The organism is Candidatus Kinetoplastibacterium desouzaii TCC079E (assembly GCF_000340795.1).
GTDB lineage: Bacteria > Pseudomonadota > Gammaproteobacteria > Burkholderiales > Burkholderiaceae_B > Kinetoplastidibacterium > Kinetoplastidibacterium desouzai.
This window is the reverse complement of sequence record NC_020294.1, coordinates 821,706-833,125: the sequence shown is the minus strand read 5'-3', so window position 1 is coordinate 833,125 and position 11,420 is coordinate 821,706. Positions and strand designations below refer to the sequence as shown.

Annotated in this window: 12 protein-coding genes and 4 tRNA genes; all 16 read left to right on the top strand. The window is 30.1% G+C overall.

Features of this window, described 5'->3' with window-relative positions; translation table 11 throughout:
• Positions 1-331: 331 nt before the first annotated feature.
• Entirely contained in the window at positions 332-466 is a 135-nt protein-coding gene (gene rpmH, locus CDSE_RS03990; protein ID WP_015396714.1) for a 50S ribosomal protein L34, read from the top strand.
• Between the two features lie 24 nt (positions 467-490).
• Positions 491-889: a ribonuclease P protein component gene (gene rnpA, locus CDSE_RS03945; RefSeq protein WP_015396713.1), complete on the top strand. Its 399-nt coding sequence runs from the start codon at positions 491-493 to the stop codon at positions 887-889.
• Positions 874-1,098, top strand: coding sequence for a membrane protein insertion efficiency factor YidD (gene yidD / locus CDSE_RS03940; protein WP_015396712.1), 225 nt, complete (start codon positions 874-876; stop codon positions 1,096-1,098). Before rnpA ends, yidD begins: the two co-directional genes overlap by 16 nt.
• Positions 1,099-1,140: 42 nt before the next feature.
• Positions 1,141-2,739: a membrane protein insertase YidC gene (gene yidC / locus CDSE_RS03935; RefSeq protein ID WP_015396711.1), complete on the top strand. Its 1,599-nt coding sequence runs from the start codon at positions 1,141-1,143 to the stop codon at positions 2,737-2,739.
• Between the two features lie 47 nt (positions 2,740-2,786).
• On the top strand, positions 2,787-4,136 hold the full coding sequence (mnmE, locus tag CDSE_RS03930) for a tRNA uridine-5-carboxymethylaminomethyl(34) synthesis GTPase MnmE (RefSeq protein WP_235043908.1): 1,350 nt from the start codon (positions 2,787-2,789) through the stop codon (positions 4,134-4,136).
• A 527-nt stretch (positions 4,137-4,663) separates the two neighbouring features.
• Positions 4,664-6,568: a tRNA uridine-5-carboxymethylaminomethyl(34) synthesis enzyme MnmG gene (gene mnmG / locus CDSE_RS03925; protein ID WP_015396709.1), complete on the top strand. Its 1,905-nt coding sequence runs from the start codon at positions 4,664-4,666 to the stop codon at positions 6,566-6,568.
• Complete coding sequence (gene rsmG, locus CDSE_RS03920; protein ID WP_015396708.1) at positions 6,565-7,239, top strand: 16S rRNA (guanine(527)-N(7))-methyltransferase RsmG; 675 nt, start codon at positions 6,565-6,567, stop codon at positions 7,237-7,239. The genes mnmG and rsmG overlap by 4 nt, the downstream gene beginning before the upstream one ends.
• A gap of 221 nt (positions 7,240-7,460) precedes the next feature.
• Positions 7,461-7,547: transfer RNA gene (locus CDSE_RS03915), tRNA-Tyr, on the top strand.
• Between the two features lie 14 nt (positions 7,548-7,561).
• Positions 7,562-7,635, top strand: a tRNA-Gly gene (locus CDSE_RS03910).
• A gap of 4 nt (positions 7,636-7,639) precedes the next feature.
• Positions 7,640-7,714: transfer RNA gene (locus CDSE_RS03905), tRNA-Thr, on the top strand.
• A gap of 50 nt (positions 7,715-7,764) precedes the next feature.
• On the top strand, positions 7,765-8,955 hold the full coding sequence (gene tuf / locus CDSE_RS03900) for an elongation factor Tu (protein ID WP_015396707.1): 1,191 nt from the start codon (positions 7,765-7,767) through the stop codon (positions 8,953-8,955).
• A gap of 82 nt (positions 8,956-9,037) precedes the next feature.
• Positions 9,038-9,113, top strand: a tRNA-Trp gene (locus CDSE_RS03895).
• 38 nt (positions 9,114-9,151) lie between these two features.
• A complete protein-coding gene (gene secE, locus CDSE_RS03890; RefSeq protein WP_015396706.1) occupies positions 9,152-9,517 on the top strand; it encodes a preprotein translocase subunit SecE in 366 nt (121 codons plus the stop codon).
• A gap of 20 nt (positions 9,518-9,537) precedes the next feature.
• Positions 9,538-10,071, top strand: a complete 534-nt coding sequence (gene nusG, locus CDSE_RS03885) for a transcription termination/antitermination protein NusG (RefSeq protein WP_015396705.1) — start codon at positions 9,538-9,540, stop codon at positions 10,069-10,071.
• A gap of 58 nt (positions 10,072-10,129) precedes the next feature.
• Positions 10,130-10,561, top strand: a complete 432-nt coding sequence (gene rplK / locus CDSE_RS03880) for a 50S ribosomal protein L11 (protein ID WP_015396704.1) — start codon at positions 10,130-10,132, stop codon at positions 10,559-10,561.
• A 2-nt stretch (positions 10,562-10,563) separates the two neighbouring features.
• Positions 10,564-11,256 (top strand): 50S ribosomal protein L1, encoded by a 693-nt coding sequence (gene rplA / locus CDSE_RS03875; protein WP_015396703.1) that lies wholly within the window; start codon positions 10,564-10,566, stop codon positions 11,254-11,256.
• Positions 11,257-11,420: the final 164 nt, after the last annotated feature.

The following is an 11,420-nucleotide window of genomic DNA, read 5'->3' as shown; positions in this document are numbered from 1 at the left end:
ATATATATTTTATAAACTTTGATTTTATAAACTTTGATTTTACCTTAAACAAACGCATATAAACTAGTGAAATTTTACAATAATACATATTATTTATAAATTAACAATTTTCAAAGTATACAATATAAACAACTTGAAGAAATTTATGGATTACTCTAATATACATCTAATATTTTTTAGTATTGCAAATAATTAAAAAATTGCAATTAACCGAAATCATAGTTATATATAATGTTTTGCTTTATTTTAGAAAGAAATAATGATAAATTTGTCTATCTTAATATTGCAATATAGTTTAATTTGACTGTTGTTCTTTTTTTTAAAATAACCAATGAAACGAACTTATCAACCTTCTGTCTTGCGCCGTAAGCGCACTCATGGCTTCCGTATAAGAATGAAAACACGATCAGGGCGTGCAATTATAAATGCACGCAGAGCTAAAGGTAGGAAGCGCCTAGCTGTTTAATAAAAAAGTAAAATATTAACGGAGTTGAATACTAAATACAAAAAAACAGCTAAATTCCCTGCTACTGCTCGTTTACATAAATCTTATGAATATAAAGCTGTACTTAATGGAAAAATTCTGTCGAAAGGTAGATTTTTTTCTGTTAATTCAGCTTTATGTATGAGTGAAGACAAAATGCATCTAACAGGTAGAATTGGGCTTGTCATATCAAAAAAAATGGCTCGCAATGCTATTATACGCAATGCTATTAAACGTGTTATTCGCGAGTCTTTTAGACTTAATATAATAATATTACCTAGAAGAGATTATGTAGTAAGGCTATGTAATAAAATACCATTATCGTCACTAAGAAATATCAAAAAAAATGTCAGATCTGAAATTGATTACCATTTTAACAAAATATCAAAATGTACAAAAATATAGCAATTGTACTTATTAAGTTATATCAATATTTATTGAGCCCATTAATTGGAACTCAATGTAGATTTACTCCTTCATGTTCATGCTACGCTATTGAAGCAATAAAAAAGCATGGCATGTTTAGTGCTGTGTTATTGATTGTCTTTCGTATTTTACGTTGCAACCCTTTATGTAGTGGTGGAAATGATCCTGTGCCATCAAAACAGAAATAAATTAAATATATAAATACATCACATATCAGGTATAATTTAAAAATGGATATTAAACGAACAATTCTCTGGATAATTTTTTCATTTTCTTTATTAGTTATATGGAATAACTGGCAGATAGAAAAAACACAAAAATCTGATGTGTTGTTATTTGACAATAAAAAACCAAAATCAGAAGAACAAACAATAAATAATCATTTGTCCACAAATAGTGAAATTATAAAAAATAATTTAAATATTCAAAATAGCGAATTCACAACATTAGAAAATGGAGTTCTAAAAATAACATTCAGTAATAATGGAGCACAATTAGTCAAAGCTGAATTGCTGAATTATTCAGACAACAACAAAAAACCAATATCACTTCTGAATTTAACAGATGATTTTACTTATATTGTACAATCTGGTCTTATTGGCTCTAGTTCTTTACCTAATCATTATTCTAAATTTAATTTAAATTATAAAACACAAGATGCTGATAAGTCAGAAGCTGAATTCTCATGTGAACAAAATGGAGTTTTGTTAATAAAGAAATTTATATTAGAGAATGGAAAATATAACATTCAAGTTAAACATAAAATCATCAACAAAAGTGAAAATATATTGAATTCCAATATTTATTTTCAAATAATGCGTGATAATAGTGAACCTACAGAAAGTTCTAGATTTTATAATACTTTTACTGGAATGGCTGTTTTTTCTGAAAAAGAAAAATTTCAAAAAATTTCATTTCAAGATGTCTCTAAAAATAAAGCCAAATATATACAAAAAACTGATAATGGTTGGATAGCTATGGTGCAGCATTACTTTACTACTGCATGGATACCAACAGAAAATTCGACACGCAGAAATGAGATAATAGAACTAGATAAGAATAAAAAAATATTTGCAATCAGAACTATCCAATCTTTAAAAAGTATAGAGCCTAATGGTTTTTTAGAAAATGAATCCCAACTATGGGTAGGGCCACAAGATCAAAACAAAATGGCATCTATAGCAAATGGATTGGATTTAGTTGTAGATTATGGAATATTCACTATAATAGCCAAACCTATTTTTTCATTAATGAACTTTATATATTCTTTTATAAAAAATTGGGGATGGTCCATTGTAATACTTACGCTAATGATAAAGATACTATTCTTTCCACTAGCTTCAAAAAGTTATAGATCCATGTCTAAACTAAAAGATATCTCTCCGAGAATACAAGCTCTAAGAAAACAGTATGGCGATGATGCGCAACAATTTAACTCAGCTGTAATGGAAATGTACCGTAAAGAAAAAATCAACCCTTTAGGTGGTTGTTTGCCTATACTTGTACAAATACCAGTATTTATATCTCTTTATTGGGTGTTGCTATCAAGCGTTGAAATGAGAGGGGCTCCTTGGATTTTATGGATTAATGATTTGTCCACTAGGGATCCTTATTTTATACTACCTATAGTAATGATTATAACTATGATCATTCAAATAAAATTAAATCCAGCTCCACCTGATCCTCTTCAAGCAAAAATTATGATGATAATGCCTCTAGTATTTGGTGGGATGATGTTTTTCTTTCCGTCAGGATTAGTTTTGTATTGGTGTATTAACAATATACTATCCATAGCTCAACAGTGGTTTATAACTCGTAACATTAAATAATAATTAATATACCTCCACTTAAATAAAGTAATAAGAATACAAATTTTATGTCCAGAATGTATGATGATTCTCCTATTGCTGCTATATCTACAGCTGAAGGAAAAGGTGCTATTGGAATAGTTCGTATCTCAGGTAAAGATTTATCATTGATAATGTTAAATCTTTTTGGAAGGATTCTAAACAATCGCCATGTTTATTATTTGCCATTTAAAAATAAAAATAATTACATAATAGACAAAGGTATAGTATTTTTTTGTAAATCTCCAGAATCTTATACTGGAGAAGATGTTCTAGAATTACAAGGACATGGAGGAAATATTGTTATACATGAGATATTATCTATGTGTCTTGATGCTGGAGCTGAAAATAAAATTCGTTTAGCTAATCCAGGAGAGTTTACAAAAAGAGCATTTTTAAATGGAAGAATTGATCTAGCTCAAGCAGAAGCAATATCAGACTTGATTGATGCTGTATCAATAGAAGCTGCTAAAAGTGCAATGCTCTCCCTATCTGGAGAACCTTCTAAAAGAATACATGAAATAACAGAAGAATTGATAAAAACAAGAGTTATTATAGAAGCTAACATAGATTTTCCAGAAGAAGATATTATCTTTATACAAAAGAAACAAATACTAGAATCATTAGAACAAATAAAAAAAAATTTATTGCTTTTTATAGAAACTACTAAAAAAGGAATAATTATTAAAAATGGCATTAATGTGGTTATTGCTGGAGAACCTAATGTTGGTAAATCTAGTATCCTAAATGCTTTATCAGAAGAAGAAATAGCTATAGTTACTCCTATAGCAGGAACTACTAGAGATAAAATTAGTAACAAAATAACTATAAATGGAATTTTAATAAACATAATAGATACAGCAGGAATTAGAGAAAGTAACGATCAAATAGAAAAGATAGGTATAAGAAAAAGCTTAGAAGAAATATCAAAAGCAGATCTTATACTTCACATTAAAGATATCTCTAATCAGAATAATAATGATAATTTAATTAAATTTCCTAGTAATACTCCAGTATTAGAAATTTTTAATAAAATTGATCTTGTTAATAAAATAGCAAATAACGATAATATTCTATTTGTATCAGCAACTGAGAAAATAGGTATAGACTCAATAAAAAATAAAATACTAGAAATAGTAGGTTTAGATAAACTAGAAGAAACAAGATGGATAGCAAGAGAAAGGCATTTATTCTCTTTAAATCAATCATTAGAACATCTTAAAACATCTTTAGATTATTTATCAGAACAAGAATTAAGAATTGATTTAATAGCTGAAGAATTAAGATTATCTCATAAAGAACTGTGTTATATAACAGGACATTTTACTACTGAAAACATGTTAGATAATATTTTTTCCAATTTCTGTATTGGAAAATAATTTTTTTAATAGAAATTTAGTTGTGAATAACTTTATAAGTTATTCTTAATAACCTTATATTTTTTATTTTCAAAAAGTTATTCATATTTTGTCAAAACATTAAACAGTGTTTTTACATGATTTTTTTATATATAAGTTGTTGATATAAAACTATAAAATATAGTTATTAACAGATTTTATTGATCATTATTATTATAATCATTTATATATAATTAAATATAATAAAAAATTCATAATAATTAAATATATTAAATATTTTTATCAAAAAAATTTTCATTAAAAATTTAGCTGTGAATAATTTTATAAGTTATTCTTAATAACTTTATATTTTTTTTATTTTAAAAAGTTATTCATATTTTGTTAAAACATTAAACAGTGTTTTTACATGATTTTTTTTATATATAAGTTGTTGATATAAAACTATAAAATATAGTTATTAACAGATTTTATTGATCATTATTATTATAATCATTTATATATAATTAAATATAATAAAAAATTCATAATAATTTATAAAAAAGGAATTTATGATTTATCCTGACAAATTTGATGTAATAGTTATAGGTGGTGGACATGCAGGAACAGAAGCCGCTCTATCTTCATCTAGACAAGGATCAAAAACCTTATTATTAACAAATAATATAGATACATTAGGTCAAATGTCTTGTAATCCATCTATTGGAGGAATAGGGAAAGGTCATTTAGTAAAAGAAATAGATGCTTTAGGTGGCATTATGGCTTTAGCTGCTGATTATGCTGGTATACATTTTAGGATACTAAATTCATCGAAAGGTCCTGCTGTACGCTCAACAAGAGCACAAACTGATAGATTATTATATCGATCCTATATTCGAAAAGTTTTAGAAAATCAAAATAATCTTTGGGTAATTCAACAGTTGGTTGATGATATAGTTATCAAAAATGAATCTGTTGTAGGTGTTCGTACTCAGTTGGGTGTTTTGTTTAATTCTAAATCTGTTATTTTAACAGCAGGAACATTTTTAAATGGCTTAATGCATATTGGAGATAACAGAATTCATGGTGGTAGAGCTGGTGATTCTTCAGTTATTTTATTAGCTAATAAATTTAAAGATATTGGTTTTTCTGTTGGTAGATTAAAGACAGGTACCCCTCCTAGAATAGACGGTCGTACAATTAATTATGAAAGATTACAGATACAACATGGTGATACAAATCCTATTCCATGTTTCTCATTTATAAATGATGAAAGTATTCATCCTACACAATTACCTTGTTGGATCACAAGAACTAATTCTGTATCGCATGAGATAGTTAGAAATGCTTTTGATAGATCACCTCTTTATAATGGATCTATAGAAGGTGTTGGTCCTAGGTACTGTCCTTCAATAGAGGATAAGGTTTTTCGTTTTTCTGATAAGGAATCTCACCAAGTATTTTTAGAGCCTGAAGGACTAAATACAAATGAAATTTATCCAAATGGTATATCTACAAGTTTACCTTTTGATGTTCAGATTGATTTGGTTCATTCTTTAGATGGTTTAGAAAATGCTCATATATTAAGACCTGGGTATTCTATAGAGTATGATTTTTTTGATCCAAAGTGTTTAAAATCAACTCTAGAAACAAAATATATATCAGGATTGTTTTTTGCAGGTCAAGTAAATGGTACTACTGGATATGAAGAAGCTGCTGCACAAGGTTTGATTGCAGGATTGAATGCTTCTAGATATTCTCGTGGAGAATCTCAATGGAGTCCTAAAAGAAGTGATGCTTATATTGGGGTAATGATAGATGATCTTATAACTATCGGTGTAAGTGAGCCTTATAGAATGTTTACTTCGAGAGCTGAGTATCGTTTGCTATTAAGAGAGGATAATGCTGATTTAAGGCTTACTGAAATAGGTAGAAGTTTTGGATTGATTGATGATATTAGGTGGGGAATGTTTAATAAAAAACGTGACTTAATTGAAAAAGAGTTAAATAGGCTAAGAAGTACATATTTAAACCCACGCTTTTTATTGAATGTTTTTTCTGATTCTTCTGTAGGTAAAAATTTAGATAGGGAATATCGGGTTTTTGATATTCTAAAAAGACCAGGGATAGATTACATGCATTTAATGCAAGTAAAGAAAGACAATGGAGATTATTTAGTAGGTCCTGGTTTAAAAGATAATAAGCTTATTTCAGAGCAAATAGATATTAATATCAAGTATGATGGTTATGTTTTAAGGCAGATGGATGAAGTTAAAAGATTTTCTGATTATGAAAATCAGTTGATACCTAATAATATAGATTATGATAATTTAAAAAATTTATCTATTGAAGCTAGACAAAAGCTTAAGGAATATAAACCAGAGACAATTGGTCAGGCTTCCAGAGTATCAGGTGTTACTCCAGCAGCAATTTCTGTTTTGCTTATTTATATAAAAAGCCTAAGGAACAAAAAATGATTCTTAATAGAGATAATATTGGTAGTTTATTATTTGAATCATGTGACAAAATGAATGTCTATTTATCTATAGAACAAAAAGACATGTTGGAGAAATATTCATCATATATTAAACATTGGAATAATATATACAATATTACATCCATAAAAAATACTTTTGATATTGTTACTAATCATATCATTGATAGTATTTCAGTTTTACCATCTTTAGATAAATTGTCTATAAAGAAAAATATTAATATTTGTGATGTTGGTTCAGGGGCAGGATTACCAGGAATTATCTTGTCTATTATGAGACCAGATTGGAATATTTTTTGTGTAGAGTCTATTGGAAAGAAAACAGCTTTTATGAGACAGGCCATTGGAGTTTTAAACTTATCAAATTTAAAAATAATACAATCTAGAGTAGAGTCTCTACATGGTTATAAATTTGATATTCTTATTTCAAGAGCTTTCTCTTCTTTAAAAAATTTTGTTTTACTATCAAAACATTTAGTTGATAGTGAAGGTTTAATATGCGCAATGAAAGGTAAAATACCAGAAGAAGAGATTTTAGAATTTTCTGATATAAAAGATTTGTATATAGATAACATTGAAATTTTAAAAGTCCCTAACCTAAAAGCACAAAGATGTTTAATTATTATCAAGAAAATAGTAAATAGTAATTTATAACTATAGGGCAATATTTTTTAAATACAATTTGTTTATAATGTTACTTGTTTATATTGAATAAAAATTAATAAGAAACATAAAAAATATTATTTTGGAATATGTTGTATGTTGTTTTTTAGAAACATACATTCGCTTCTTAGTGTTTTTTTTGTATAAATAACTTTTATTAATTGATTTTTTTACAAATTCATTCAAAATTACAAAGATAGAATATGTTTACTGGAGGGGTGCCCGAGTGGTTAAAGGGGGCAGACTGTAAATCTGTTGGCCTTGCGCCTACGTTGGTTCGAATCCAACCGCCTCCACCATTTTTTGATTTTTTGCGAGTGTAGCTCAATGGTAGAGCTGAAGCCTTCCAAGCTTATGACGAGGGTTCGATTCCCTTCACTCGCTCCATAACGCCCATGTGGCTCAGTGGTAGAGCACTCCCTTGGTAAGGGAGAGGTCACGCGTTCAATCCGCGTCATGGGCACCAGAAGGTTATTTCTTCCTGTTATAGATTTAATCAGTATTTGGAGTTGCTGTATGGCGAAAGGCAAGTTTGAACGTAGTAAGCCGCACGTAAACGTTGGTACTATTGGTCACGTTGATCATGGTAAAACAACTTTGACAGCGGCTATTACTACCGTTTTGGCAGTTAAGTTTGGTGGTGAAGCTCGTGGGTATGCTCAGATTGATGCTGCTCCAGAAGAAAAGGCTAGAGGTATTACTATAAATACATCTCATGTTGAGTATGAGACTGCTAGTCGTCATTATGCTCATGTTGATTGTCCTGGTCATGCTGACTATGTAAAAAACATGATTACAGGGGCTGCTCAGATGGATGGAGCCATTCTTGTCGTTTCTGCGGCTGATGGTCCTATGCCACAAACTAGAGAGCATATATTATTATCTCGTCAAGTTGGTGTTCCATATATCGTAGTTTTTTTGAATAAAGCTGATATGGTTGACGATGAGGAACTTCTTGAGCTTGTAGAGATGGAAGTTCGTGAGCTTTTGTCTAAGTATGACTTTCCTGGTGATGATACTCCTATTATTAAGGGTTCTGCCAAATTAGCATTGGAAGGTGACAAGGGTGATTTAGGTGAGAAGGCTATTTTAGCTTTGGCTGATGCTTTAGATCAATATATACCAACTCCTGAGCGTGCTATAGATGGGGCTTTTTTGATGCCTGTTGAAGATGTGTTTTCTATCTCTGGAAGAGGCACTGTTGTTACAGGTCGTATAGAAAGAGGTATAGTAAAGGTTGGAGAAGAGATTGAGGTAGTAGGTATTAAGAACACAGTTAAGACTACTTGCACCGGTGTTGAAATGTTCCGAAAATTATTGGATCAAGGTCAGGCTGGTGATAATGTTGGTATTTTATTAAGAGGTACCAAACGAGAAGATGTTGAGCGTGGTCAAGTTTTAGCTAAGCCTGGTTCTATTACTCCTCATACAGAATTCACAGCTGAAGTCTATGTGTTGTCAAAAGAAGAAGGTGGTCGTCATACTCCTTTCTTTAAAGGTTATCGTCCTCAGTTTTATTTCCGTACTACTGATGTTACTGGGACTATAGAATTACCAGCAGATAAAGAAATGGTTCTTCCTGGTGATAATGTTAGTATTACAGTAAAATTATTAGCTCCTATAGCAATGGAAGAAGGATTACGTTTTGCTATACGTGAAGGAGGAAGAACTGTAGGTGCTGGTGTAGTATCTAAAGTTATTGTTTAAAAAAACAATTATAAATTTGTAGATATTTATGTTATTTAGTAGTACTATGTAGCCCTATTATTGTAATAATTAGTTCTTTTGTAGGGGTATAGCTCAATTGGCAGAGCGTCGGTCTCCAAAACCGAAGGTTGTAGGTTCGATTCCTACTGCCCCTGCCAGCAACAATATCTTAGTATATGGGTTTAGTTTATTTAAAATGTCTATTTCTAATTTAGAAAACTATCATGGTTTTATGGATAGATTGAAGTTGTTTTTGTCTATTTTTATTTTCCTTGGTGGTTTTTTGTTTTTGTTTTTTGATAATGAAAAAAAAATATTGAGATTAACATTTTTGTTGTTATCTTTTTTATTTTCATTTTTGTTGTTATTTTTTACCTCTTATAGAAAACTGCTGTTTATATTTTTTAGAGATTCTTTTTTTGAGCTTAAATTAGTTTCATGGCCATCTCGTAAAGAATCATTAAGAATGACTGGTGTGGTTTTTGTTTTTGCTTTCTTGTTTAGTTTATTTATATGTTTTATTGATAAATGTATAGAGTTTTTGCTTTATTGCATTTTTTAGGATGGAAATAGGTATTTCTAATGAGTAAAAGTTGGTACATCGTTCATGTTTTTTCTGGCATGGAAAAGAATGTTTTAAAAGTACTAAATGATCGTATTGATGCTTCTAATTTACGTCCTTTTTTTGGTAAAATCTTGATTCCTTCTGAAGAAGTTATAGATGTTAAAAATGGCCAAAAAAATATTACAGAAAGATCTATATTTCCAGGATATATGCTTTTAGAAATGGAACTAACTGATGAAACTTGGCATTTGGTTAGAAACACTAATCGTATAACTGGTTTTCTAGGTGGTTCTGGTAATAAACCTACTCCTATATCAAGTAAAGAAGTTGAAAAAATTCTTTCTAAAATAGAAGAGGGTAATGAAAAACCTAGACCGAAAATTTTATTTGAAATTGGTGAGGTTGTTCGTGTAAAAGATGGTCCGTTTGCTGATTTTAATGGAAATGTGGAAGAGATTAATTACGAAAAGAATAAAATTAGAGTTTCTGTAACAATTTTTGGGAGATCAACTCCTGTTGAGCTTGAGTTTGCTCAGGTAGAAAAAACTTAATTGGTTTTTTGTTTTGTAAGGGGAGCTTTTAAGCGATAATACCCATTAGGAGATTTTGATGGCTAAGAAAATTATAGGATTTATCAAACTGCAAGTTCCAGCAGGTAAAGCTAATCCTTCACCTCCAATCGGTCCTGCTTTAGGTCAGAGAGGTTTGAATATTATGGAGTTTTGTAAGGCTTTTAATGCTAAGACTCAAGGTATGGAAGTAGGATTGCCTATCCCTGTTGTTATTACTGCTTTTGCTGATAAAAGTTTTACTTTTGTTTTAAAAACACCTCCTGCTACCGTTTTAATTAAAAAAGCTATAGGTTTGCAAAAAGGTTCTGCGAAACCACATGTCGATAAAGTTGGTGTTTTAACCAGAGAACAAGCTGAAAATATAGCAAAGTTAAAAGAGCCAGATCTAACAGCTTCTAATTTAGATGCTGCTGTTCGTACTATAGCTGGTAGTGCTCGTAGTATGGGTGTTAAGGTAGAGGTGGTTTGATCATGAAAAAAATAAGCAAACGTTTTTCCAGTATTGTAAGTAAGGTAGATTCTGCAAAATATTATTCTGTTTTAGATGCTTTGAATTTAGTAAAAGAGACTTCTGTAGCTAAATTTGATGAGTCTATTGATGTTTCTGTTCAGCTAGGGGTTGATCCTAAAAAATCTGATCAATTAGTTCGTGGGTCTGTAGTTCTTCCTTTTGGAACCGGTAGAAAAGTTAGAGTGGCTGTATTTGCTCAGGGAGATAAAGCAGAACAAGCAAAATTAGCTGGTGCTGATATTGTTGGATTTGAAGATTTAGCTGAATCTATAAAATTAGGTAAACTAGATTTTGATGTGGTTATTGCTTCTCCAGATGCTATGAAAATTGTTGGATCTCTTGGGCAAATTTTAGGTCCACGTGGTTTAATGCCAAATCCCAAAGTTGGTACTGTTACATCTGATGTTGCTGATGCTGTGAAAAATATTAAAGCTGGTCAAGTTCAGTATCGTACAGATAAAAGTGGTATAATACATACTAGTATTGGTAGAGCTTCTTTTGAAGTTGATAGTTTAAAATCTAATTTATCAGCTTTAATTGATGCTTTACAAAAGAGTAGACCTACAACTTCTAAGGGTTTATATTTGAGGAAAGTATCGTTATCTTCAACTATGGGAATAGGATTGAAGGTTGATATGTCTTCTATAGTTTAGTTGTGTTTTTAAACTTTGAGCACTATGCTTTGTTTTATATGCATTTTCAGTCAAAGATCGTTGGAGCATTTTTGGGCGTAGCTTAATATTGTTTTTTTTCAATTCCAGCGTAGACGGCGTATTTGTGAAATGATTTCTTTTTATAAGAACTCAGCCAGACGCCG

Bases quoted from the DNA above. Each gene is read 5' to 3' on its own strand.
- mnmG (WP_015396709.1), top strand. From the start codon at position 4,664: ATGATTTATCCTGACAAATTTGATGTAATAGTTATAGGTGGTGGACAT.
- secE (WP_015396706.1), top strand. From the start codon at position 9,152: ATGTCTATTTCTAATTTAGAAAACTATCATGGTTTTATGGATAGATTG.
- rplA (WP_015396703.1), top strand. From the start codon at position 10,564: ATGAAAAAAATAAGCAAACGTTTTTCCAGTATTGTAAGTAAGGTAGAT.
- rsmG (WP_015396708.1), top strand. From the start codon at position 6,565: ATGATTCTTAATAGAGATAATATTGGTAGTTTATTATTTGAATCATGT.
- rplK (WP_015396704.1), top strand. From the start codon at position 10,130: ATGGCTAAGAAAATTATAGGATTTATCAAACTGCAAGTTCCAGCAGGT.
- nusG (WP_015396705.1), top strand. From the start codon at position 9,538: ATGAGTAAAAGTTGGTACATCGTTCATGTTTTTTCTGGCATGGAAAAG.
- yidD (WP_015396712.1), top strand. From the start codon at position 874: ATGTACAAAAATATAGCAATTGTACTTATTAAGTTATATCAATATTTA.
- rpmH (WP_015396714.1), top strand. From the start codon at position 332: ATGAAACGAACTTATCAACCTTCTGTCTTGCGCCGTAAGCGCACTCAT.
- tuf (WP_015396707.1), top strand. From the start codon at position 7,765: ATGGCGAAAGGCAAGTTTGAACGTAGTAAGCCGCACGTAAACGTTGGT.
- yidC (WP_015396711.1), top strand. From the start codon at position 1,141: ATGGATATTAAACGAACAATTCTCTGGATAATTTTTTCATTTTCTTTA.
- mnmE (WP_235043908.1), top strand. From the start codon at position 2,787: ATGTCCAGAATGTATGATGATTCTCCTATTGCTGCTATATCTACAGCT.